The organism is Parabacteroides sp. AF18-52 (assembly GCF_003479145.1).
GTDB classification, from domain to species: domain Bacteria; phylum Bacteroidota; class Bacteroidia; order Bacteroidales; family Tannerellaceae; genus Parabacteroides; species Parabacteroides faecis.
In genome coordinates this window covers 274768-301015 of the sequence record NZ_QUGR01000001.1, presented here as the reverse complement: position 1 = coordinate 301015, position 26248 = coordinate 274768, and the positions used below count along the sequence as shown (strand labels likewise).

Here is a 26248-nt window from a genome sequence, read left to right as displayed (position 1 = left end):
TACCGGACTTTATATGATCAAAATTATCACTTGTTTTCAGGCAGAAAAGGCAGATACAAAATGATTTGTAATTTATGTTATACGTTTCGCTAAATTTAGAATGAATATGATAAATTCGCAGCGTCCAACGCCATAGCGGGGAAAACTGAATGAATTAAAAATAAAAGATTGTTTATGGAAAGGAAAAGATTTATTTTCTACGGGTTGGCGATGCTCGTAGCGTTATTGTTAGTGGCTAAAATATTGATACCGGCATCACCGCCCTCCTCTTCGCCGCCGGAAAGCCTGTTGTCTGAAAACGATGATCTTCTGGAACGCGCGCTCCCTTCACTCGAATATATCCGGACCCATCAGCCGGAAGGTATTCCTGCTTTACATTCTGTTTCTGTTTATTCTCACAACGACTCGTTAAAACTGGATTACTGTTATCCAGATACTCTTATCACCAGACTTATCTCTCCGATTTTTGCTCCTTCTACCCCAACTCATCATCCGGAACACCATTATCAAACATTTCTGGCCACCATACCGGAAGGTGAAGATAGCTTTTTCAATATAGAATATCCGGAATTATGGATACCGACAACAATCTATGTCGTATTCCTGCTATTTCTGTTATCAGTACGGGGAGCTTGTCTTACAGCGGGAATACTTCGCCGGAAATGGGTACACATAGACGAAAGTAAGCCACAACCCCTTCCCTGCCGCTGGGGTAAAGGTCAGTGGATACAGATAACGGACACTGGAGTTTATATCTGTATCAGCGTATTTATTATGACCGGATTATTATCCATGTCACCAATCCCGAAATGGCTGGGCGACAACCACAGGAAAAACGAAGAGAGTAAATTGCATCCGCCTCTTCGCCTGGAAGGTTTTAGTATGGACCCCGGCAAACTGCTCCAACCGGATGCTTACGGTATCTCGGCTACAGGCGGTGAAAAAGTCTGTATGCTGAAACTACGTTCGTATTTGGACAAGCCTCTGGTGGAAATTATCCGGCAGGCGGATGACGGTACCGTGCAACCGGAATATATTTACGCAGCGAAAAGTACGCCGCGGCGGTTCGTCGTTACCCGGCCGGACATTCTGCATTCACTGGAAAAACTATACGGCAAACCTATTCCTTTATTGAAGATGTCTTTATTGGAAGAATATGATGAATATTACCGTCCGGGGTCCGGCCTGAAAACGCTGCCTTTGCCCGCATACAAAGTTGAAATTGACAACAAGGCACAGGACCTCTATTATTTCCCTTCTTCTACGCCGACATATTATCATTATAATTCGAATACGAAGCTGCGGAAGAAAATTTCATCCTTGCCCGATAAGTGGTAAAGATTATTATATAAGACGAGTATGTTTCAAAAGTGCTGAATGGAACTGTTGAAACATACGCGTTTATTCTGATTTTTCCGGTTCTTATAAGCTAGTTATCAGCGCCCACCGTTTCGACAGTAAATATTTCCTCATCTGTCCCATTACCGCGTCCTTCTTCCAGACGGACACTGAAAACTGCTTCACCTGTTTTTAACTCTTGCGAGGCACGTACTGTCACTTCATACGTGACAGGCTCATCCTGTGAAACCTTGGCTATCCGCACAGGATCCGATATTTCCAGATGTTCCCCTTCCTTTATTTTTACTATGGGAACAACATTCACCGCTTCCTGAAAACTGTTATTTACGATCACGAACGAGATACGGCAAGTTTCACCGGCATCAATCTTTTGGTTATAAGTCAGGCTATCCTCATCCAGCAAGATGTCTTCTATCCTCAAGTCAGGAAGAAGCACATGAGACGATGGCGTATATTTAGCCGGTCTGCTCCGCTCGACATAAGTTTCATTATCCGTACTGGCTGCGATCGATGCTCCGGCAATACCACCGACTGCCGTTCCTATGAAAGAACCGATTTCACCTCCTCCGTCATCATCGATTGCCTCCCCGATCAATCCGCCAAAGATCCAGCCGATAAAAGAACCGACCTGTGCCCCAAAGCCGGCCTTGTCTTCAGTGCTCATATTCCTCATTGCCCCGCAACCAGGCAGTATCAACAAAGAAATCATCAGGAAGAGAACTACATTTTTCATATATCAACTATTTCTTTAACTGTTTACCGGCAAATAAGATCTTCCAGTTTGACTTTATGACAGCAGAAAGGGGAAAAACCCCCATCCGTTTCCTTTTTTTTATGTAAGTTTGCGGTCTCTTAAACAAAGAATAATGATCAATCAATTTCAGACTCCATCTGCAGACTTGCAACATCAGTATGATCTTCTGCAAAAAGAATTTGAATACGAAAAAGAGATGTACAGGGAGCAGACAGAGCGGACCGGAATACACCGGCGTATCCAACAGGGAGTTTGCTGGTATCCTGCTATTCCGGGAAGAAGTTATTACAATTCGCTGAACCAGCTCGTCGTCGAAGTCGAACGCCGGGATGATAAAGAGATAGAACATAATTTCGAATACGGCCGTCCGGTCTGTTTCTTCACGACAGATGTCAGCGGGAAACCCAAATATCTGAACTTTTCGGCTGTCATCAGTTATGTGCAGGATGACCGGATGGTTGTCGTCTTGCCGACACCTTCCGCTTTATTCGACCTGCAAAATGTGAACAGCGAACTGGGAGTTCAGCTCTATTTCGATGAGACAAGCTACAAAACGATGTTCAATGCACTCTCCGGTGTCATGAAAGCGAAAAACGACCGGCTGGCTTATTTACGCGACGTCTTACTCGGAAAATCGCCGGTGACCCGAAGAACACTTTTTCCCGTCCGCTTCCCGTGGTTGAATACGACCCAGGAAGAGGCGGTCAATCATGTACTGGCAACGAAAGAGGTATCGATCGTACACGGTCCTCCCGGGACAGGGAAAACGACTACGCTGGTAGAAGCCATCTATGAAACACTGCACAGGGAAAACCAGGTAATGGTCTGTGCACAAAGCAATACGGCTGTCGACTGGATATCAGAAAAGCTGGTAGACAGGGGAATCAACGTGCTCCGCATCGGTAATCCGACACGGGTGAACGACAAGATGCTCTCATTCACCTACGAACGACGCTTCGAATCGCATCCGGACTATACGGAACTTTGGGGAATCCGTAAGGCTATCCGGGACATACAATCTTCTTTCCGTAAGAAAAGCCATGCGGAAAAAGATACTGCCCGCAACCGCCTTTCACGCCTGCGTTTCCGGGCCACCGAACTGGAAGTAAAGATAGATACGGACCTGTTCGATGAGGCTCGTGTCATCGCATGTACCTTAGTGGGATCAGCCAACCGGGTCCTGACGAACCGGCACTTTACTACCCTGTTTATCGATGAAGCAGCACAGGCTCTGGAGGCTGCCTGCTGGATCGCGATCAGTAAAGCAGACAGGGTGATACTGGCAGGCGACCACCACCAACTCCCTCCTACCATCAAATGTATAGAAGCGGCACGCGGCGGACTCGATCGCACGCTGATGCAGAAAATAGCCATCAGTAAACCTGAAACGGTATCGCTGCTTAAAATACAATACCGGATGCATGACGATATTATGCGCTTTTCATCCCACTGGTTTTACCGGGATGAACTGCAGGCGGCACCGGAAGTAAAATATCGTGGTATCCTGGCTTACGATACTCCCATCGTTTGGTTCGATACGGCTGATTGTAATTTTGAAGAAGACCAACAGTCTGAAAGCCAGAGCCGGATTAACCGACAGGAAGCAGAACTGTTGATCGAACAACTACAAAGTTATATCGAGAAGATCAGCAAAGAACGCGTGCAGGATGAGAGTATCGACTTCGGATTGATCTCTCCCTATAAATCGCAGGTACAATATATCCGGAGCCTGATCAAGCGGAACTCTTTTTTCAAACCGTTCCGGAGACTGATCACCGTACACACGGTGGACGGCTTCCAGGGACAGGAACGCGATGTGATCATGATCAGCCTGGTCCGTGCCAATGATCAGGGAAATATCGGTTTCCTGAACGATCTTCGTCGTATGAACGTCGCGATCACCCGTGCCCGCATGAAGTTGATCATCCTAGGAGACGCTTCTACCTTGACAAAGCATGCCTTTTACAGGGAACTTTACAAATATATTACGGCAAACGGCCTTGTAATTCCAATAAAACCAATCCCTGAAACGGATAAATAGTATGGTTTATCCGTATATTTCATACAAGGATTGGTAAAAAGGTAAGTCAGAATTATGTATATTTGTCATCTAAACAAAAAAAACAGCAAGCCATGAAGTACAAATTATTAGTTTTAGACGTAGACGGGACATTGCTCAACAGCAATAAAGAGATAACTGCCCGTACCCAGGCTGCTTTACTGAAAGTTCAGCAGATGGGAATACATATTGTATTGGCATCCGGCAGACCGACCAACGGGGTCATGCCGCTGGCTAAGGCTCTGGAACTGGATCATTACGGTGGTTTCATTCTTTCATATAACGGTGGACAGATCATCAATGTACAAACGGGTGAATTACTTTTTGAAAAACGTATCAACCCGGAAATGTTGCCCTATCTGGATAAGAAAGCAAAGAAAAACGACTTTGCCATTTTCACTTACCATAAAGATTACATCCTGACGGACAAACCCGACAACAAACATGTGCAGGAAGAAGCTGCCTTGAACAATATGCGTGTGATCGGCGTCGATAATTTTCCGGAGGCTGTCGACTTCAGTCCCTGCAAATGTGTTCTTGCCAGCGACGATGAAGCAGAACTGGTAGGTTTGGAAAATCACTGGAAGAAACGTTTGGACGGTGTACTGGACGTATTCCGGTCGGAAGATTACTATCTGGAGGTTGTCCCCCAGTTTATCAACAAAGGGAATACATTGGGCGTTCTGATGGCAAAACTGAATATCACGACAGAAGAAGTGGTAGCCATTGGCGACGGTATTGCCGATGTACCGATGTTACAGCTTGCCGGAACCAGTGTTGCGATGGGCAACGCCCGCGATTCTGTAAAGAGTTGTACGGACTTCACCACTTTGGCTAACGATATGGACGGTGTTGCAGTAGCCGTGGAAACAGCGATCCTGGCAGCGATCAAACCGACGGAAGTTCCTTTGGACCAGTTGAACATACGTGCCAAACATGCACTGATGGGCAATCTGGGCATTCAATATACTTATGCTTCTGAAGACCGCGTGGAAGCGACCATGCCGGTAGACGAGCGTACGCGCCAGCCTTTCGGTATCCTGCACGGTGGTGCGACACTGGCCCTGGCTGAAACTGTTGCCGGATTGGGTTCCATGATCCTGGCAAAACCGGACGAGATCGTTGTCGGAATGCAGGTAAGCGGTAGCCATATGTCATCGGCCCATGAGGGAGATACCGTACGCGCCGTAGGAACAATTATCCACAAAGGTCGTTCTTCACATGTATGGAACGTAGATGTGTTTACCTCTACTGATAAACTGGTATCCTCCATACGCGTAGTGAATAGTATATTAAAAAAGAAATGAATTCAGAAGAAACAAGCGAAGCAATAGATTCATTGATCAGGCAGGGCCGGAGTTTTGCAATTTACCGTATACCGGGAGAAAAAGACCCGCGATTCGTCATGCAGAGTTCCGGTTCTGCCCGCCTTTTATACAGCATAGAAGAGCTGAACGGACAAACAGGATTCGTGATCGCTCCTTTCCGGGTCACCCCGGATTGTCCCATTGTATTGATCCGCCGCGATCTAACAGAGGTACCGGCTGTCTTGCCAATGGATTCCATTCGAATGGATCTGGAATTTCATCCGAATGGAACTGAAAATCCATCCGAATGGAAAACGGAAAGCGATTATATCCGTTGTTTCGATTCCTTCATCAAACCTTTGCAGGAAAAGAAACTGGATAAGCTGGTCCTTTCACGCAGTCTGACACAAAACCGTCTGTCCGGTTTTTCACCTGCAAAGGCTTTTTACAAAGCCTGCCAACAATATACCCGTTCGTATGTCTATCTGTGCCATACGCCACAGACTGGGACCTGGATCGGAGGTACACCCGAAATCATCCTCTCCGGAGAAAAAGGAGCATGGAACACGGTCGCCCTGGCCGGGACACAGCCGCTTCAAAACGGCGAACTGCCGACCTATTGGGACGAGAAGAATAAGAGAGAACAGCAGATTGTCGCCACCTATATCCACGACCAGCTTACTTCACTCGGTATCGACTCGATCATGGAAGGTCCGTATTCGGCACGTGCCGGCGCTTTATGCCATTTGAAAAGCGATTTCAGGTTTACCTTGCGTGAAAACAATAAATTGGGCGACCTGCTCAATTTGCTCCATCCTACCCCTGCCGTCTGCGGATTACCAAAAGCCGATGCTTACCGGTTCATTCTGGACCATGAAGGTTATGACCGCCGCTATTATTCCGGCTTTATCGGGTGGTTGAACCCCGAAGGCAGAACCGACCTGTACGTCAACCTGCGTTGTATGCATATCGAAGACAAAATACTTACGCTTTATGCCGGAGGAGGTCTGCTCTCTTCCTCAGAGCTTAACGACGAATGGCAGGAAACGGAAGATAAACTACAAACGATGAAAGCTTTGTTGTAAAAACAACTATACGTTTCCGGTCACAAAAACAATTGTTTTCGTAACAGAATACAATTGTTTTTGTAATCAAATACAGTTGTATTCTAAAGTAAAAACAATAGTCTCTTTTATTTATTCTTATTATATATGTAGGGTTTTGACAACCTTTTGACAGAGCACCCTGTTACCTGCAGAATATCAACCAGTTAGACGTGACAGACATCCGGCAAGAGAAATATTTGTGATTTTTCATTGATAATAAATACTTTATAAATCATCAACAAACAATAGACGGCGGAAGGTTGATTTGATGCGTATCCTTATTATTAAATCAGATATTATGGTTACTTTTGCATATAAACTCCAATATGAGAATTTGATATGTATTCAGATAAAAAGAATATTCTTCAACTCGTTGCTCTGCTGAAAGAGCACAATATCAGTAAAGTAGTATTATGTCCGGGAAGTCGAAATTCCCCGATCGTTCATACGTTGGCAAATCATCCTTCTTTTTCCTGCTATTCCGTCACAGACGAGCGGAGCGCTGGTTTTTTCGCTCTCGGACTAGCGTTGCACGGAGGAAAACCGGCTGCTATTTGTTGCACTTCTGGTACGGCTTTGCTGAATATACATCCGGCTATAGCGGAAGCATTCTATCAGCAGGTTCCTCTGGTAGTTATTTCTGCTGACCGGCCTGCTGCCTGGATCGGACAAATGGACGGACAAACATTGCCACAACCCGGCGTATTCGGTTCGCTGGTAAAGAAAGCCGTTAACCTGCCGGAAATACAGACCGACGAAGATGAATGGTATTGTAACCGTCTCGTCAACGAGGCTTTATTGGAGTTGAATCATCATGGAAAAGGTCCGGTCCATATCAATGTGCCGATCTCGGAACCTTTGTTCCAATTCACGACAACCGAATTACCCGACGTCCGTGTCATCACCCGTTACCAGGGGCTCAACATATACGACCGGGAATATAATTCATTGATCGAACGGCTGAACAAGTACAACAAACGCATGGTGGTAGTCGGACAGATGAGCCTGATCTATCTTTTTGAAAAGAAAATATCCAAACTGATATACAAACATTTTGCGTGGTTGACCGAACATACCGGAAACAAGACCATTCCCGGTATTCCGGTCAAGAATTTCGATGCAGCGCTTTATGCCCTGCCCGAAGAGACGTTAGAGAAAATGGTCCCCGAACTGGTAATTACTTACGGAGGCCATATCGTATCCAAACGTTTGAAAAAATTCCTGCGTAACCATCCGCCCAAAGAACACTGGCATGTATCGGCAGACGGCGAGGTTGCCGACCTTTACGGCTCTCTGACGACAGTGATCGAGATGGACCCGTTTGAATTTTTAGAGAAGATAGCCTATTTACTGGAGAATAAAACGAGCGAGTTTCCCCGCGTCTGGGAAAATAATACAAAGGAATTGCCCGAACCGGAATTCGCTTACTCCGAAATGGCCGCGATCGGTACGCTGATCAAGTCGTTGCCGACTCCTTCCGCTTTACACTTAGGGAATAGCTCGACAGTGCGTTATGCCCAGTTATATACATTACCGGAAGAGGTGGAGGTTTGTTGTAACCGGGGTACGAGCGGCATAGAAGGTTCGCTTTCAACAGCCCTGGGATATGCAACAGCTTCGGACAAGCTGAACTTTATCGTGATTGGCGATCTGAGTTTCTTTTATGATATGAATGCTCTCTGGAACAGTAATTATGGCTGTAATGTTCGTATTTTGTTGCTGAACAACGGAGGAGGCGAGATTTTCCAGGCATTACCCGGCTTATCTTTGTCGGACAAGACACACCGTTTTGTCACGGCCTCGCATAAAACGTCTGCACAAGGTTGGGCGACGGAACGGGGATTCCTTTATCAGGGAGTACATAATACCGAAGAACTGGAAGAAGCGATGAAAGCCTTTACGGAACCGAACCCGGTCAGCCAGCCGATCCTGATGGAAGTGTTTACTGAAAAAGAAGAAGATGTCCGCTTGTTGAAAGAATATTATCATAAACTAAAATAATATGCCAATCAGGAGTTACTTTCATTGGCAAATTAAATAATTATATATTATGTCTACACAAAGAGAATGGAAAACAATAAAGGAATACGAAGATATTCTTTTTGATTTTTATAACGGGATTGCCCGTATCACTATCAACCGCGAACGTTACCGTAATGCCTTCACGCCTACTACAACGACGGAGATGAGCGATGCACTTTATATTTGCCGTGAACGCCAGGATGTAAGTGTGATCGTTCTGACAGGAGCCGGTGATACCGCATTCTGCGCCGGAGGGGATATGAATGTAAAAGGTCACGGCGGTTATATCGGTAAAGATGGCGTGGCACGCCTGAATGTGCTCGATGTACAGAAGCAGATCCGCTCTATGCCTAAACCGGTCATTGCTGCCGTAAATGGTTTTGCTATCGGTGGAGGCCACGTATTGCATGTAGTTTGTGATTTGACCATTGCTTCGGAAAATGCGATCTTCGGACAAACGGGTCCTCGTGTGGGCAGTTTTGACGCCGGTTTCGGTTCTTCTTATCTGGCCCGCATCGTCGGACAAAAGAAAGCACGTGAAATATGGTTCCTCTGCCGTAAGTATAATGCACAGGAAGCACTCGATATGGGACTGGTAAATAAGGTTGTTCCTTTGGATAAGCTGGAAGACGAATACGTTGAATGGTCTGAGACCATGATGATGCACAGTCCGCTTGCCCTCCGTATGATCAAAGCCGGCTTAAACGCTGAACTCGACGGCCAGGCAGGCATCCAGGAACTTGCCGGTGATGCAACAATGCTTTACTACATGACCGACGAAGCGCAGGAAGGTGGTAAAGCATTCCTGGAAAAACGCCGCCCTCGTTTTGAGGATTATCCGAAGTTCCCGTAAAGCTGCTGTCTTATGTCTTATCATATACAAATCATCCCCAGGGTACTGCATTTCAAACAACCGGCAGGAACATCGAGGGGAACATATACTACGCGGAAAAGCTGGTATTTATATCTTACTTCGGAAGAAGATCCCGGACGAATGGGTATAGGGGAATGTGCTCCCCTTCCTAAATTAAGTTGTGATGATCTGCCGGATTATGAACAAATACTGGCAACGATCTGCCGGCAAACGGAACGAACCGGAATGCCTGATACGGAAGCGCTCCGTCCCTATCCTTCCATCCTTTTCGGACTGGAAACAGCTTTCCGTCATTTCAGTACAGGAGATTTTGCCCTCTGGGACACCCCTTTTTCAAGGAGTGAGGCAGGTATTCCGATCAATGGCCTGATCTGGATGGGCGATTATAAAAAGATGCTGGAGCAGATCGAAACAAAAATGCAAACCGGCTTCCGTTGCATCAAACTGAAAATCGGAGCGATCAACTTTGAGGAAGAACTGGCGTTGCTAAAACATATCCGTGCCCATTTCTCTGCGAAAGAAATAGAACTGCGGGTAGATGCGAACGGCGCATTCTCTCCGGCAGATGCCCTGGATAAATTATATCGGCTATCCGAACTCGACCTGCATTCTATCGAGCAGCCTATCCGTGCCGGACAATGGGAAGAGATGGCACGTCTTACAGCACAGACACCGCTTCCTATTGCACTGGATGAAGAACTGATCGGTTATAATAACCAGCTGGAAAAAAAAGAGCTTTTGTCTGCTATCCAACCGCAATATATCATATTGAAACCTTCCCTGCATGGCGGCATAAGCGGCGGTCAGGAATGGATAGATGAAGCTGAAAAACAAAAGATCGGTTGGTGGATCACTTCCGCCCTGGAATCTAATATCGGATTGAACGCGATAGCACAATGGTGTGCCACATTCAATAATCCGTTACCACAAGGGCTGGGAACAGGGGCATTGTTTACAGACAACATAGAGATGCCTTTGTCCATCCATAAAGATTGTTTATGGTACGATGGTAACTCTTTTCCTTCCGGAGAGGTGGCAGAGAGTGTGCTAAAGCCGGAGAGAAAAGAACTGTCAACAGACCCTAATAAACAGGAATTACATCTGGAAAACGATATTATTTGCCATGCAGATAATATACAGCAATTAATTTCCGGACTCTCCGACAATACGCCGCAAATACAACGTGATCTTTACAACTTCCTGGCAGACTGGTTCAATGAATCTCCTTATATAACGGTACACACCTCCGGTTCTACCGGAACACCCAAAGCATTTACCGTTCGCAAAGAGCAGATGATGCAAAGCGCAATCCTCACCTGTTCTTTTCTCCAATTACAAAAAGGCGACACAGCCTTATTATGTATGCCTTTACAATATATTGCCGGGAAGATGGTAGTCGTACGTGCATTGGTTGCCGGATTAAAACTCATCCTGCGTACACCGTCAGGACATCCGCTGGCTGATGTAAAAACCCCGCTCCGCTTTGCTGCAATGATTCCTTTGCAGGTATACAATACACTTCGAATACCGGAAGAAAAGGAACGTCTTTACCAAACGGAAATACTGATCATCGGAGGCGGAGCAATCAACAAAGAACTGGAAACAGAGATCAGGGCATTTCCCAACACCGTCTATTCTACCTACGGCATGACAGAAACGCTCTCGCATATCGCATTACGCAGGTTGAACGGACCGGAGGCCTCTTCTTCCTACACTCCTTTCCCTTCCGTACAACTTTCTCTGTCACCGGAGGAAACACTTGTTATCGATGCCCCTCTGGTGTGCGACGAAACTTTAGTTACGAATGACATTGCCGAGATACATCCGGACGGTACTTTCACCATCCTGGGAAGAAAAGACAACACCATCAATACCGGAGGAATAAAAGTACAGATAGAATGTGTAGAAGAAACACTTCGTTCAATAATTTCTGTTACCTTTGCGGTAACGGCTGTTCCACATCCGGGATTAGGGGAAGCAATTGTGCTATTGGTGGAAAAGGCAGCAGATACGGACGGCCTTCCTGATAAGATCGCCTCCCTCCTGCCCAGATATCAACAGCCTAAATATATCAGGCAGGTAGACGCCATCCCACTTACAGGGAGTGGCAAAACAGACCGGAAAGCCTGTCGCTTACTGGCTGCACAACTAATCTGATCATCATTTAAAAACACTATACTTATGAGGTATTTGACACTTACCGTATTATCATTTCTCACGCTATCGTCCGCCTACGGACAGAGTGGAGAAAGTTGCCGGTTCGCACCGGACCCGACGCTTCAAAAACCGGAGGTTTATGCCGGATATGATTGCGTCAACCTCCTGGACAGTACATCCGTAACCGTACAACCAACCGGTTCGGGGTCTTTTTCTGTCTGCAAAACCATCAAGATACAGACTCCCCGCGGAGCAGTCGCCAACCGTATCATCAAATACGATTACGATCCGCTGACAGCTTTTGCCCAATTCAAGAGAGCGACCGTTTACCGTGCCAACGGAGACGTGATCAACCTGGATGTCACACGTGCCTGTGATTACGCAGCACCGGCACGTGCCATTTATTGGGGTGCCCGCCAGATCATGCTTGAAGTAGGCCAGTTGAATCCGGGTGATATCCTGGACTATGAGATCGACAAGAAAGGTTTCACCTACGCATTATTGGCAGATGGCGGTGATGACGAATCCCGTTTCATCCCTCCTATGCGCGGGCAATTTTATGATATCGTTCCTTTCTGGGTTACAGAACCGACTGTGCGTAAAGTGTACAAAGTATCCATTCCGATGGAAAAAGAGATGCAGTTCCAGTTCTATCAGGGGGACTGTGCTTCCTCTATGCGTTACGAAGACGGACGTAAAGCATATACATTCTCGACAAACGATATCATGCCGACCAAACGGGAACCCAATATGGTAGACCTGTTCGATGCAGCTCCGAAACTAATGATGTCATCCACTCCGAAATGGCAGGATAAATCATTGTGGTTCAATAAAGTTAACGAAGATTACGGAAGTTTTGCTCCATTACCCGAAGCCCAGAAAAAAGTAGACGAACTGATCAAAGGGAAGAAAACGGAAATGGAAAAGATCGCCGTCCTCACTCACTGGGTTGCCGATAATATCCGTTATTCGGGTATCTCGATGGGAAAAGGAGAAGGTTTTACACTTCATAATACCCAGATGAATTATACCGACCGCTGTGGTGTTTGTAAAGATATCGCCGGGACATTGATCTCCTTCCTCCGCATGGCAGGCTTTGAAGCTTATCCGGCTATGACAATGGCGGGTAGCCGGGTGGAAAGTATCCCCGCCGACCATTTCAACCACTGTGTCGCTGTCGTTAAATTATCAAGCGGTACTTATATGCCTCTCGACCCGACCTGGGTTCCTTTCTGCCGTGAATTATGGAGTAGTGCCGAACAACAGCAAAACTATCTACCGGGCGTCCCGGAAGGTTCCGATCTTTGTCTGACTCCCGTCTCCGCTCCGGAAAACCATTATGTACGCATTCATGCAAACAACAAACTGGATGCGAAAGGTACACTGACCGGACAGTTTACTATCACTGCCGAAGGGCAGTCGGACAGTAATATCCGTGGTATGTTTACCCGTGGCTGGCAGTCGCAATGGAAGAATATGCTGGAAAGCCAGTTATTGAATGTTTCTCCTAAAGCCCGTCTGATCAGCGTTGATTACGGTAAAGACCCGAAAGACTATCAGGCTGCCCCTATTAAGATCACTTTCCGCTACGAGATTCCGGAATATGCTATTACCGGTAAAGAAGAACTGGTATTTAAACCGATGGTAATGAACAACCTGTATAATCAGGTAAAAAGCTATCTGCGCATTGACACCGACCTTGCAGAACGCCAGTATGGCTTCAAAGACGCTTGTTCCCGGCTGGTTGAACTGGACGAAACAATCCAGCTGCCCAAAGGATACAGCCTGCTGAATGAAGCTAAAAACGAAAGTAAGCAAAGCGATGCCGCCGACTTTGAAGGTTCATTAAGCCAGCAAGGCGATAAAGTGACGCTTCACCAGAAGCTCGCTTTAAAAAAACGTATATATGAAGCGAACGACTGGGACGGTTTCCGTTCGGCCGTCAATGCACACAAAGGTTTCGGAGATTATTTAATTATTAAAAAGTAAAAGACGATGACTAGGATATTAAATAAATTCGCACTGCTTCTCTGTCTGCTTGCCCTCACAGCATCTATATTTGCTGCACCGGAAGCCGAATACAGGAAGTTATCGAAAGCATATATTTTGAATGCAGACGGCAGCCAGGAGTTCCGCTATACTATGGAACTGACCCTTTTCACCCATACTGCCATGAACGGTACATACGGAGAAAGTTTCATTGTATACAATCCCCAATATCAGGATTTGAAGATCAATGCTTCTTACACCAAACAAAAAGACGGTAACATCGTTAAAACGCCGGATAATGCTTTTGTCGAAGTACTACCCCGCACGGCAGCCGATGCTCCGGCTTACAATAATCTGAAAGAGATGGTTGTTGTCCATACCGGACTGGAACTGGGGGCAACCATTTATCTGGATTATACCCTGACCTCCAAACCGGGTTACCTTCCGGAACTGGATATCTATGATGAGATTTTACAGACTTCCCCGGTAAAGGAATATACGATCAGCTTGTCTGTTCCTGAAAACAAACCGCTTGCCTATACTCTGGAGAATGTCAATTCCAAACCCATAGTGGCAACTGCCAACGGAGTGAAAACCGTCACCTGGAAACTGAATAATCAGCCGGCCTCTTCCCGTGATCCGTTCGTATCGACTGCCAATGGAGATGTTCCATTCCTGACAGCCTCTACTTATGCATCCAACAAAGATGCCCTGCATACGTTATTTGCCCAGTTCACTCCTGCCAATGATGTACAGTTGAATGCTATCGCTGAAAACCTGACAGCCGATAAAAAGAGTGACACCGAAAAGCTACAAGCGATCCTCAAACATGTGACCGAAGATGTCGGTTACAGCCAGGTACCTTTACGCGATGCCGGATTCAAGATCCGTTCAATTAACGATGTATTTTACTCCGCTTACGGAACTGAAGCGGAAAAAACAAACTTGCTGAACGGTCTGTTAAATGCAGCCGGTATCAAGGCAGAAACAGCCGCTTCTTATCGTGTCAATGCAGATCCTGCCAGCCTCGGATTGAATGCCATAAAGGAACTGGTCGTTATTGCTAACGCAGACGGCAAACAATACATCATGTCTCCGATGTCCAGTAAAATGGCTGCAGCCGGTTGGAACAACCAAACACCGGTCATCAGCCTGACAAATGCCGGGACCCCGGTAGCTATCAGTACACCTGACGCCGGTATAAATTATGAAGTAGCTATATCTGTTTCTCCGGAAAAAGCAGAATCGCAGGTGAAGGCTACGATCGGTGACGCCTACGCACCTTATTACGGTGGAAACAGATCTGCGTATGCAGGAAGCGAATCATCTTCACAGCCATTGAAAGCGAACAACGGCTATGTAATGGTCACTTTACTGGATGCCCCTGTCAGTCTGGCGTACAGCAGCTATTGCCATATGAACAGTACCCGTAAAGAAAACCTGTTATTACCCTGTAAGTCGAACGAACATTATGCTTACACGGTAACGATACCGACAGGTATGGAACTCGCAACCCCTGAATCTGTAAAAACAATCGAAAATGCAGCCGGGAAAGTCGTCATTTCCGTCAAACAGGACGGTAATAAAGCAGAAGTAGAACGTTCTTTGCAACTGAACAAGCAATTATATACGCCGGCCCAATTCGTTAACTTACGCGACTTGTTGACAGAATGGGGAAATAAATCGAATAAGGTGCTGTTATTGTCAGTCGACTAAGTAAATACAAACAATAATTTATTCAAGGATGGAATGACAGAATTATCTTGTTCCATCCTTGTTTTTTTATTGAATAGTGATAACTTTACAACCTAATATTAATCACTTAAACCGTTGATCTATGCAAATACTATCAAATCTACTCTTAACACTTTTATTATGTTGCATTCCGGGGATTACTTATGCCCAAAGCCTCTCTCTGGAGCTATATCCCCAACCGCAGCATATTGTCATTTCCAACCAGCAATATATCCCTTCCCACGGATATACCTTGCAAGGTATCAGCAATCCGGACGCCGATGCAGTGAAGATATTGAAAAAAGCATTGCCTTTTGCCCAATCCGGCAAATCGTTGCCGCTGGAAATCAAAAAGCTCAAAGCAAAAACACCCGAAATGGAACGCTCCGGTGCCTATATTCTGGATATATCCAAGAAAAAGATCACCATCGAGATTGTAGACGACCGTTCCTTGTTCTATGCAGCCCAGACATTGAAACAGTTGGTCAGCTACAATGAAGCAGGAAAACGTACACTCCCCCTCTGCACTATTACAGACTATCCCGACGTACTTTACCGGGGAACTGTCGAAGGCTTTTACGGAACTCCGTGGAGCCATGCCGACCGTATCAGCCAGCTTCGCTTCTACGGAGAGTTTAAGATGAACACTTACATTTACGGTCCGAAAGACGATCCTTTCCACAGTGCCAGCTGGCGCGAACCTTACCCAGTCGATCAGGCTAATCAGATCAAAGAACTGACAGCCGAAGCCGCGCGTAACAAAGTCGATTTCGTATGGGCAATCCATCCGGGACAAGATATCCAATGGAATGCGACCGACAGCAGTAATGTTATTTCCAAATTCGAACAGATGTACAATTTGGGCGTACGTGCTTTCGCTGTTTTCTTCGATGACATCTCCGGGGAAGGGACCAATGCAGCCAAACAGGCAGGCCTGATGAATTACATCCAAAAGGAATTTGTAGAAAAGAAAAACGATATCCAGCCATTAATCATGTGTCCGACAGAATATAACCGTGCCTGGGCTCGTACCGACTATCTGGATATTCTCGGCGAACAACTCCATCCGGCTGTTCAAATCATGTGGACCGGTAACCGTGTAGTAGACGATATCACCCTGGAAGGCCTTGAATGGGTAAACAAACGTATCCGACGTCCGGCTTATATCTGGTGGAACTTCCCGGTAAGCGACTATTGCCGCGATCATTTATTGATGGGACCGGCCTATGGTCTGGACACACAAGCTTCGAACGCCATGTCCGGCTTTGTTGCCAATCCGATGGAACATGCGGAAGCATCTAAAGTGGCCCTGTTCGGTGTCGCTATGTATAGCTGGAATATTCACAATTACGACCCGCAACTGGCATGGGAAAAGGCTTGCGAATATTTAGTGCCGAAAGCATCTATCGCTTTCAAAACATTCTGCGAGAATAACAGCGATCCGGGACCTAACGGTCATTTATACCGCAGGGAAGAATCGACCCGCTATCAGGCTTTAGCCGATAATTTTCTATCCGGTTATCGGAACGGACGTTTCGGCGAAAGAGATGCGAATCAACTCGGGGCTTTGTTCGCACAGATACAGGTGGCTCCTGAACTGATCTATAACCAGGGCGACAACAAAGAACTGATCAAAGAGATCAATCCCTGGCTGATGCAATTCGAGCTACTCGGCAGATGCGGAACCAACGCATTACACATGGCGCATGCCTGGTATGAAAAAGACCGCCAGAACACCTGGCAACGTTTCCTGGCTGTCTCTGCCGTTATGGATAGCATGAAATTAATCAACCGCTCTTTCAATCAGAATCCATACCAGAAAGGCGTCAAAGTCAGTACGCGGGTACTTATGCCTCTTATTGAAGGAATATACCGGCAAACCAGCCGTAACCTGCTCTCGACAACAGAAACTCCGTCCAACGAGATCCGGGTGAGTACGGCTTCAACCATTACGAATGTAAACCAGTTGAAAAATCAACCGTGGTCGGAAGATGACGGCCTGATTGCATATGTCCCTATGCTCGAAGTCGTAAAAGTGGAACCGGACGAGTATATCGGCCTGGGATGGGAAATCCAGAAAGATGCCGAATCTTTCACATTCAACTTACCGCAAAGTAATGTGGAAGGACGTGTATTCGAATGGTCGGCAGACGGTAAAACATGGACTCCCCTCTCCGATATTCCGGCAGACCGGACCAAATTTACCGTCAACAATGTTGACCCGAAAGCTCACTTCATCCGGATGCGTAACAATTCCGGCAAACAAATGGAATTAAAGGTGGCCTCTTTCTCCGTAAAGACCAAAGAAGTTCCTGAAATCAATGAAGAACTGATGATGTACGATTTGAACCTGAATACCTACAAGACATTGAAACCGGGTAAAAAAGTAAATGTGAAATGTGAAGGTGTAGATCAGTATATCGAATTCTATCTGTCAGGCGACAACGAAAGTATGGTATCCGTTTCCGGAGAAGATAAAGAAGGTGAAACCAATATGTTGTACTGCGGATATGCCGGTTACATCAGACTGAACAAGATATCTTTTGATGATATACAAACACTAACGATCACTCCGGCAGGCAAAACCCCGATCCTGATCCATCAGATCGTAAGGGAATGATCGACTGAACAACCAATAAAAAGAGCCGTAAGTGATATAATTTACGGCTCTTTTCTTTATTTCTCGGAACATGGCACTGATATTAAAAGGTTTTCAATTCTTTGCCTGTCTGTATTTTTCTAACTACTTTTGCCAATTATAAAAACAAACAGCATGACTTACGAAGAAACGCTTCACTATCTATATACAAGCATTCCGGTATTTCAGCACAGCGGGGCATCCGCTTACAAGCCGGGATTAGATACCAGTATCGCACTGGATAATTATCTGGGTAATCCGCATAAAGCCTATAAAACGATCCATGTAGGAGGGACAAACGGGAAAGGTTCCGTCAGCCACTTACTGGCTGCGATCCTTCGTCAGTCCGGATATAAAGTGGGACTTTTCACCTCGCCTCACTTGATCGATTTCCGCGAGCGTATCCGTGTCAATGGTAAAATGATCCCCCAGGAATATGTTATAGACTTTGTTGAACGTCACCGTACCACTTTCGAACCTCTTCATCCCTCCTTCTTTGAACTCACTTCTACTATGGCTTTCGATTATTTCCGTGCCGAAAAGGTAGACTTTGCCATTATTGAAGTAGGTATGGGTGGACGACTGGACAGTACGAACATTATCACACCGATCCTGAGCATCATTACGAATATCAGCCTCGATCATACGCAGTTCCTGGGTGATACGGTTGAAAAGATCGCATTCGAGAAGGCCGGTATCATCAAACCGAAAATTCCGGCACTCGTCGGAGAAATATATACCCAAAGTGTCGCACAGGTCTTTGCCGATGCTGCAGACAGGAACGATACGTTGGTTTACTTTGCTTCGCAGGAGGACTTGCTTAACGAATCATATCTGATGGATACGGGTGAATGGTATTTCGATTCTGTCGAATACGGACAGCTATTCGGCGAGTTAGGCGGAGTTGCCCAGGTCAGAAATGCCAAAACGGTTCTCGCTGCCCTGAATCTGCTTCACAGCCTAGATATCGATATTCCGGATGAAGCCGTTCGTGAAGGTTTTGAGCATGTTGTAGAGTTCACCGGATTAATGGGACGATGGCAGGTTTTACAGGAAAAGCCGACAGTGATATGCGATACAGGTCACAACACCGGCGGATGGCAATATCTGAATATGCAGCTCAAAGAAGTGATAAAACGTTCCCGTCGTACGTATATGATCGTCGGTATGGTAAACGATAAAGATGTCAACGGCGTACTGGAGTTAATGCCTACCGATGCTTTTTACTTTTTCACACAGGCGTCTGTCGAACGGGCAATGTCGTCAACCGATATCGCTGCTTTAGGCATGATGCATGGTTTAAGCGGTGTCACCTGCGATAATGTAGCTGTAGCTGTCGAACGTGCCCTCGCAACTGCCGGGGAAGACGATACGATCTTTATCGGAGGAAGTACTTTTATCGTAGCCGATGCGCTGCCTCTTTTCATGAAAGAAAACAAATAATATAACTTAATTAAAACAAATATCATGATTGAACAAATTCATCAGAAACTGAGCGACTCAAAAGTGGCACGATGGAGCGTGCTGGCACTTGTCGCCTTTACTATGTTATGCGGGTATTTCCTCACCGATGTGATGGCACCGCTTAAACCGATGTTGGAAGAACAACTTTCCTGGAACAGTACCGAATACGGCTTCTTCACAAGTGCCTACGGTTGGTTCAATGTCTTCCTTTTCATGTTGATCATCGGGGGGATCGTACTGGATAAGATGGGTGTCCGTTTTACTGGAGTCGGTGCCTGTATTTTAATGATTATCGGTTGTTCTCTTAAATATTATGCAATATCCGATTTCTTTACCATGGAAGGTGAACTGTTCGGATGGAAAGCCCAGGTTATGGTTGCGGCTCTCGGTTATGCTATCTTCGGTGTTGGTGTTGAAACAGCCGGTATCACCGTTTCCAAGATCATCGTAAGATGGTTCAAAGGGAAAGAAATGGCATTGGCTATGGGGCTTGAAATGGCTACAGCCCGTTTGGGTACGGCACTGGCATTGTCGATCACTGTTCCGGCAGCGAAGTTCTTCGGTAGTATCTCTGCTCCGATCCTGCTTTGCCTCTGTATGTTGTGTATCGGTCTGATCGCTTTCCTTGTATTCTGTGTGATGGACCGCAAACTGGATACATCCATGAGTGCTGTCGAACAGGCAGAAGAGGAAGAGCCGTTCCGCCTGAAAGACATCGGACTGATTATTACAAGCAAAGGGTTCTGGTTGATCGCCCTGTTGTGCGTATTGTTCTATTCTGCTGTATTCCCGTTCCTGAAATATGCAACCGACCTGATGGTCAACAAATATAATGTAAGCCCCGACCTGGCCGGTAACATTCCGGCCATCCTGCCTTTCGGTACAATCCTGCTGACACCGTTCTTCGGAAACCTGTACGACCGTAAAGGAAAAGGAGCTACTATCATGATCTATGGTGCATTGATGCTGATCGGCGTACACCTGCTATTTACATTGCCGATCCTCAACGAATGGTGGTTTGCTACCATTGTCATGGTCGTATTAGGTATTGCTTTCTCCCTGGTTCCGTCAGCTATGTGGCCTTCCGTTCCGAAGATCATTCCGGAAAAACAGCTGGGTACAGCTTATGCCCTGATCTTTTGGGTTCAGAATATCGGATTAAGTATGGTTCCACTTCTGATCGGCTGGGTACTGGATACCTACTGCAAGATCGACAACGGTACCGGAAAACCGGCCTACGATTATACGCTGCCGATGGCAATCTTTACCTGTTTCGGTGTGTTGGCATTGATCATCGCTTTACTGTTGAAGCGTGAAGATAAGATCAAACATTACGGTCTGGAACAGCCCAATATCCAGAGCGATGCCGATAAAGCACGTATCCTTGCAGAAGAAACGATTGCAGAGCCTTAATGAACAAAGGTAAACATAAAAAGTCCCGGTATTTTCTTCGAGTAAAATACCGGGACTTTTTTATACTAAACACTTACATTATTTTAATCTCCGATTATCCATTTACTACCGGGTAAAAGCGAGAGAATCTTTGTCGTAACATAACAGCTGGCGAAGGTACTCACAGCAATGCTGGGTATGGCGGCAACAGTTGGCAATGCCAAAGTTTGCTTAAACACTGTTACCCATAATCCGAGCCAGAATATATGCATCAGGTACATACCATAGCTGAGTTTCGACATTTCTGTTATCAGCTTTGGAGCCTTCGGACGGTCTATACATGTGAACATAAGGAACGTGCCCGCAGTAAGAATCACACAGTTGATCGTACAGAAGGCCCACCCTATTTCTATTACGGGAGTAGTATGAAGTTCTCCGGGTATAGCCTGGATATAGAACGAATAGATGGTCAGTGCAGCCCCTACGACCATCAGGACGAATCCTATGGCAAAACGTTTGGTGCGATCCCAGGTAAGATGAACACGTATGTAATGTGCCAGAACAAGATACCCCAGATAACCGGAGAAATACCACAACATATGGTATTCATTCCAGAAACACTGTCCCCACACTTCACCACACCAGCGGTTGAGATATGGCATACAGGTCGTTAACAGGAACAACCCGATAAAGAAACGTTCTTCCTTTGCCGTGGCTTTACTCAGCCAGGGTGATATGATAGGAATAAAAAGGTAAAGACTGATCAGGGGATACATAAACCATAAGTGCCCGGCCAGCGTAGGGAAATTCAGCAATATCCGCGATAAATCCTTTATGGATGTTTCTCCATCTATCTGCCCCCACAACATAGGCAAAGTACTGTATAATATCATGAATATAAAAAATGGCGGCAAAATACGGATACAACGCTGGCGGTAAAACTGCCACATGGTCTGTCCCTCCTTCATCGGTGCAAGAAGAAAGGCGGAGACAATCATAAACAGGGGAACTGCCATGCGTGAGAAACCGTCATACACAGACACCCACAGCCGGTCTGCCTCATTGGCCAAAAAGGATTGCGGTCCCGCCATGTCTGTGGATCCGGGAGCGCCATAAAAATTTTCACTGGCGTGAACAACCATAACAAGGAAGCAGGCAAACACGCGTACATAGTCTAAAAAAACGATTCGTTTCATTTTCTTGAATTTTCGATTGGAATTAAATTAGCACGCGGCGAAGATAATCAATATTTCCGTAAAATCAGTCTTTCCTCATTCTTCAAAAGTAACCTTACAATACCTAATCATTTCAACCGGATATTACAGATCTATGAAAAAGTTTTGAACTACAATATATAAAGTAATAATTTACCACGATATACAGCTTGCTTATAAAGATTATTTTGTTTACGTTTGTCTACAAAACATAATTAAAAAAATCTATCTATGATTTGTTTTCCTAATGCCAAAATAAACCTGGGTCTGAATGTCGTCAGCAAGCGACCGGACGGTTATCATAATATTGAAACTGTATTCTATCCAATACCCGTGAAAGACGCGCTTGAAATAGTAAATGCAGAAAAGCTCTCTTTCACCCAAACCGGCATACAAGTAGATGCCCCTATCGAAAAGAATCTGGTGATAAAAGCACTTAATCTGCTTAAAACACACTACGAGGTACCACCTTTGGAGATTCATTTACTGAAAGCGATCCCTTTTGGTGCCGGATTAGGCGGCGGATCAGCTGATGCAGCTTTCATGCTGAAATTACTGAACGATTTTTGTAAATTGAACATACAAAACGATGAATTGGAAAAGATAGCGGCAACTATCGGTGCCGACTGTCCTTTCTTTATCCGCAATATACCCGTCTTTGCTACGGGGACAGGGAATATTTTTGAACCGGTTGAACTGTCACTGAAAGGTTATCACCTCTGCCTGATAAAACCTGACGTAGCGGTCTCCACTCCTGAAGCCTATTCGTTGGTGACACCGGCTGCACCTGTCCTGTCGTTAAAAGAGGTTGTCAACAGACCCGTTTCCGAATGGAAAAAGTTAATGATAAATGACTTTGAGCAAAGCGTATTCTCCAAACATCCGGTCATCGGGCAGATCAAAGAGGCACTTTACAAGGCTGGTGCCGTTTATGCATCTATGTCCGGTTCCGGTTCCTCCGTTTTCGGATTGTTTGAAGCTCCGACACAGTTAAAAAATCAATTTAGCGATAGCTTTGTCTGGGAGGGACAATTACCATGACTGTTATAGCCGATTTCTTCGATGCTTTGGCCGACCGCTGGGACGAACTTTGTTTCCATGCACCGGAAAAGATCAATTATATACTGGAACAGACCACTCTGCATAAAGGACTTCGTATACTCGATGTAGGATGCGGAACGGGCATACTGGAACAGTATCTGCTGACCTATGCCCCTGTTCACATCACAGGCATTGACCTGTCTCCCCGAATGATCGAAGAGGCACGCAGGAAATATGCTACACCGATCGTGGATTTTCGCTGTATGGATATTATGGACCTGAAAGATGAAAAATTCGATTATATCATAGCATATAGCGTATTTCCCCATTTCGAATATCCGGATCAGGTGATCGATCATCTGGCAAACCTGCTTGTGCCGGGAGGCGAACTTGTGATCTGTCACAGTGAGGGAAGGGAAAATATAAACGGTCATCATAACAAACAAGCCAACAGGATATCGTTCGGACTACCTCCCGCCCGGGAAGTTGCCGCCCTGATGGAACCTTATTTCCATATCGATGCGATGGAAGACAGCGACCAGCTTTATATGGTCAGCGGAATCCGAAACTAATAAATACAAATATAACATGAATAAATGTACCAGCTTATTATCTGTATTACTTGTCTCTGCTTTTACCTTACAGGCGGCAGAGGATGTAAAAGTAATGCAATTCCTGCATGCCGGTCCTGTTCCGGTGAACAAACCGATCATGGCAGACAGCCTGAATGTCAATGGAAAACCCTTTGAAATCAAGAATCTGTTGAACTCAACTGTTCCCTTCGACCGGGCATTGGCAAATGCAACTGTTCTGAATGCCGATACCGCCGGAATGATCAGTTTCGATGCACCTCCAAAAGGATATGCCTTGCATTTCTTTTCTTTTTACCTGAACAGCGACCAGTATACCAAAGGGACATTGGAAGTTTCCGGTCCGGGATCATTCGATGTGTATGTAAACAACAAGAAAGTAAATGCAACCTCTGAACTGGAGATGGAACCGCATCGGTATGAAGTAGTAGTAAAATACCTGACTGCCGACAACGATACCTGTCCTCCAACGTTGAAAGCAGTTTATAAAAGTGACAAGAATGCAAAAGTTGTTGCTTCACTGAATCCGGAGAAACGGTATACTTCCCGCGACATACTGGAAGGGACAAACTTCCGCGGAGCCAGTGTCTCCCCCAACGGTAAATATGTGTTGGTAAAATACTATACGCGCCTGGAAGGGGGGAAAAGTGAATCGTATGCACAGTTACGCGATGCCGCCAGCGGACGTATTTTGTTACAGGATAAAGGTTTTATCATGAATGCAAGCTGGATGCCCACCAGCAGCAAGATGTATTTTACACGTACCGGGTTCAATGGGAAAGAGTTGGTAACGGTCGATCCGGCAACGATGCAGGAAGAAGTGCTGGCAATGAATCTGCCGGAAGGAAGTTTCAACTTCACTCCCGATGAAAAAACACTCCTTTTCACCGTACAGGAAGAAGGCCCGAAGGATGGTCCCGATATGCTCCGTATTTTGGAACCGAATGACCGCCTGCCGGGATTCCGTAACCGTTATTTTATCTGGCGATATGATCTGCAATCGGGATTATATGAACAACTGACTTTCGGCCATAACAGTACATATATTAATGACGTTAGTCCGGACAGCCGTTACATGTTGTTCAGTACCAGTGAGCAAGATTATACCTCTCTGCCTCATTCACGCAACTCATTATATAAACTCGATTTGCAGACGATGGCAGTCGATACGCTTTGGGAACATGCCAAATATGTAAACGGCGGAACCTTCTCTCCCGATGGAAAAACATTACTGGTCAGCGGCTCGGGTGATGCTTTCGGCGGAATAGGCCAGAACATCAAAGAAGGGCAGATATCCAACACATATGACGGCCAGTTATTCTTGTACGATCCGGTTACACGGAAAGCGACTGCATTGACTAAAGACTTCAATCCGAATGTCACAGGTGCCCTTTGGAATAAATATGATGGCCTGATCTACATGATGACAGAAGATCAGGATTACCAACGTATCTATACCTGTAACCCGGCAAACGGAAAGATCAAACAGATCAATACATCCGAAGATGTAGTTTATAACTATTCTCTGGCAGAAACCGCTCCTGTGATGTATTATTACGGACAGAGCGTTTCTAATGCAAACCGTTTGTATGCTTATGACCTGAAAAACGGGAAAAGCCGGTTGATATATGACCTGTCGGCCGAAAAACTACGGGATGTGAAACTTGGAGAGGTACATGACTGGAACTTCACGGCTGAAGACGGAACGACCATACAGGGGCGTTACTACCTGCCACCTAACTTCGATCCGAATAAAAAATATCCGATGATCGTCTATTATTACGGAGGAACTTCACCGACGAACCGTGCGTTGGAGTTCAGCTATTCCATGCACATGTATGCCGCTCTGGGATATGTTGTCTATACCCTTAATCCTAGTGGTACGACCGGATTCGGACAAGAGTTCGCCGCCCGTCATGTGAATGCATGGGGAGAACCGACTGCCGACGAAATCATCCGTGGTACGGAACTGTTCTGTAAAGAACACCCTTTCGTAAACCCGAAGAAGATCGGTTGTGCAGGTGCCAGCTACGGTGGTTTCATGACTCAATATCTTCAAACACGCACAGATCTGTTTGCAGCCGCAGTCAGCCATGCAGGTATCAGCGCCCTGAGTAGTTATTGGGGAGAAGGATATTGGGGTTATGGTTATTGTTCGGTAGCCAATACGGGTACTTACCCATGGAACAATCCGGAATTCTTTACCAAACACAGTCCGTTATTCAATGCCGATAAGATCAAGACACCGTTATTATTATTGCATGGAAATGCCGATACAAATGTTCCGATCGGAGAAAGTATCCAAATGTTCCTTGCCTTGAAACTGCTTGGCAGAACAGTGGAGTTCGTTCAGGTAGATGGCGAGAACCACGGAGTGGCTGATTATAAGAAACGTCTGGAATGGCAAAATACAATCTTTGCCTGGTTTGCCAAATGGTTGAAAGACGAACCGGAATGGTGGGATGCGATGTATCCGGAAAGAACTTTATAAACATTTTCCATTATATAAAGAAAGGGAGTGCCGATGACCGGTCACTCCCTTCTTCGC

General features: G+C 45.8%; 17 protein-coding genes and 1 pseudogene. 16 read left to right on the top strand and 2 right to left on the bottom strand.

Going from position 1 to position 26248, the window contains the following annotated elements:
* Positions 1 to 174: 174 nt before the first annotated feature.
* Positions 175 to 1338, top strand: coding sequence for a hypothetical protein (locus tag DWX23_RS01205; protein ID WP_233587453.1), 1164 nt, complete (start codon positions 175 to 177; stop codon positions 1336 to 1338).
* A 91-nt stretch (positions 1339 to 1429) separates the two neighbouring features.
* Here the strand turns inward: DWX23_RS01205 and DWX23_RS01200 are convergent, their stop codons facing one another.
* Positions 1430 to 2092, bottom strand: a complete 663-nt coding sequence (locus DWX23_RS01200) for a glycine zipper family protein (protein WP_122373105.1) — start codon at positions 2090 to 2092, stop codon at positions 1430 to 1432.
* A gap of 133 nt (positions 2093 to 2225) precedes the next feature.
* Between DWX23_RS01200 and DWX23_RS01195 the strand changes: the two genes are divergently transcribed.
* From DWX23_RS01195 to DWX23_RS01145, 12 genes and pseudogenes are all read left to right on the top strand, one after another.
* Positions 2226 to 4154, top strand: a complete 1929-nt coding sequence (locus DWX23_RS01195) for an AAA domain-containing protein (protein ID WP_122373104.1) — start codon at positions 2226 to 2228, stop codon at positions 4152 to 4154.
* Positions 4155 to 4246: 92 nt separating this feature from the next.
* Positions 4247 to 5479 carry a Cof-type HAD-IIB family hydrolase gene (locus DWX23_RS01190; protein ID WP_122356815.1) on the top strand — a complete coding sequence of 411 codons (1233 nt, stop codon included), beginning with the start codon at positions 4247 to 4249 and terminating at the stop codon, positions 5477 to 5479.
* Positions 5476 to 6564, top strand: a complete 1089-nt coding sequence (locus DWX23_RS01185) for an isochorismate synthase (protein ID WP_122373103.1) — start codon at positions 5476 to 5478, stop codon at positions 6562 to 6564. The genes DWX23_RS01190 and DWX23_RS01185 overlap by 4 nt, the downstream gene beginning before the upstream one ends.
* Before the next feature lie 360 nt (positions 6565 to 6924).
* Positions 6925 to 8586 (top strand): 2-succinyl-5-enolpyruvyl-6-hydroxy-3-cyclohexene-1-carboxylic-acid synthase, encoded by a 1662-nt coding sequence (gene menD, locus DWX23_RS01180; RefSeq protein WP_122373102.1) that lies wholly within the window; start codon positions 6925 to 6927, stop codon positions 8584 to 8586.
* A gap of 49 nt (positions 8587 to 8635) precedes the next feature.
* Positions 8636 to 9460, top strand: a complete 825-nt coding sequence (gene menB, locus DWX23_RS01175; protein WP_122373101.1) for a 1,4-dihydroxy-2-naphthoyl-CoA synthase — start codon at positions 8636 to 8638, stop codon at positions 9458 to 9460.
* A 12-nt stretch (positions 9461 to 9472) separates the two neighbouring features.
* Positions 9473 to 10486 (top strand): annotated as a pseudogene (locus DWX23_RS25045) (o-succinylbenzoate synthase); the annotation flags it as partial.
* 63 nt (positions 10487 to 10549) lie between these two features.
* Complete coding sequence (locus tag DWX23_RS25040; RefSeq protein WP_370450050.1) at positions 10550 to 11638, top strand: AMP-binding protein; 1089 nt, start codon at positions 10550 to 10552, stop codon at positions 11636 to 11638.
* A 24-nt stretch (positions 11639 to 11662) separates the two neighbouring features.
* Entirely contained in the window at positions 11663 to 13627 is a 1965-nt protein-coding gene (locus DWX23_RS01165; protein ID WP_122373099.1) for a DUF3857 and transglutaminase domain-containing protein, read from the top strand.
* A gap of 6 nt (positions 13628 to 13633) precedes the next feature.
* Positions 13634 to 15343, top strand: a complete 1710-nt coding sequence (locus DWX23_RS01160; RefSeq protein ID WP_122373098.1) for a DUF3857 domain-containing protein — start codon at positions 13634 to 13636, stop codon at positions 15341 to 15343.
* Between the two features lie 121 nt (positions 15344 to 15464).
* Positions 15465 to 17981: a beta-N-acetylglucosaminidase domain-containing protein gene (locus DWX23_RS01155; protein WP_122373097.1), complete on the top strand. Its 2517-nt coding sequence runs from the start codon at positions 15465 to 15467 to the stop codon at positions 17979 to 17981.
* A gap of 153 nt (positions 17982 to 18134) precedes the next feature.
* Positions 18135 to 19442, top strand: coding sequence for a folylpolyglutamate synthase/dihydrofolate synthase family protein (locus DWX23_RS01150; protein WP_122373096.1), 1308 nt, complete (start codon positions 18135 to 18137; stop codon positions 19440 to 19442).
* 24 nt (positions 19443 to 19466) lie between these two features.
* Positions 19467 to 20876 carry an MFS transporter gene (locus tag DWX23_RS01145; protein ID WP_122373095.1) on the top strand — a complete coding sequence of 470 codons (1410 nt, stop codon included), beginning with the start codon at positions 19467 to 19469 and terminating at the stop codon, positions 20874 to 20876.
* 83 nt (positions 20877 to 20959) lie between these two features.
* Here the strand turns inward: DWX23_RS01145 and DWX23_RS01140 are convergent, their stop codons facing one another.
* Complete coding sequence (locus DWX23_RS01140) at positions 20960 to 22051, bottom strand: acyltransferase (protein WP_122373094.1); 1092 nt, start codon at positions 22049 to 22051, stop codon at positions 20960 to 20962.
* Between the two features lie 249 nt (positions 22052 to 22300).
* On the opposite strand from DWX23_RS01140, the gene ispE reads away from it, so the two are divergent.
* The 3 genes from ispE to DWX23_RS01125 are packed head-to-tail and all read left to right on the top strand — an operon-like array spanning position 22301 to position 26191.
* Positions 22301 to 23110, top strand: a complete 810-nt coding sequence (gene ispE, locus DWX23_RS01135) for a 4-(cytidine 5'-diphospho)-2-C-methyl-D-erythritol kinase (RefSeq protein WP_122373093.1) — start codon at positions 22301 to 22303, stop codon at positions 23108 to 23110.
* Complete coding sequence (locus DWX23_RS01130; protein ID WP_122373092.1) at positions 23107 to 23682, top strand: bifunctional 2-polyprenyl-6-hydroxyphenol methylase/3-demethylubiquinol 3-O-methyltransferase UbiG; 576 nt, start codon at positions 23107 to 23109, stop codon at positions 23680 to 23682. The genes ispE and DWX23_RS01130 overlap by 4 nt, the downstream gene beginning before the upstream one ends.
* A 16-nt stretch (positions 23683 to 23698) precedes the next feature.
* Positions 23699 to 26191 carry a prolyl oligopeptidase family serine peptidase gene (locus tag DWX23_RS01125; RefSeq protein ID WP_122373091.1) on the top strand — a complete coding sequence of 831 codons (2493 nt, stop codon included), beginning with the start codon at positions 23699 to 23701 and terminating at the stop codon, positions 26189 to 26191.
* Positions 26192 to 26248 lie beyond the last annotated feature (57 nt).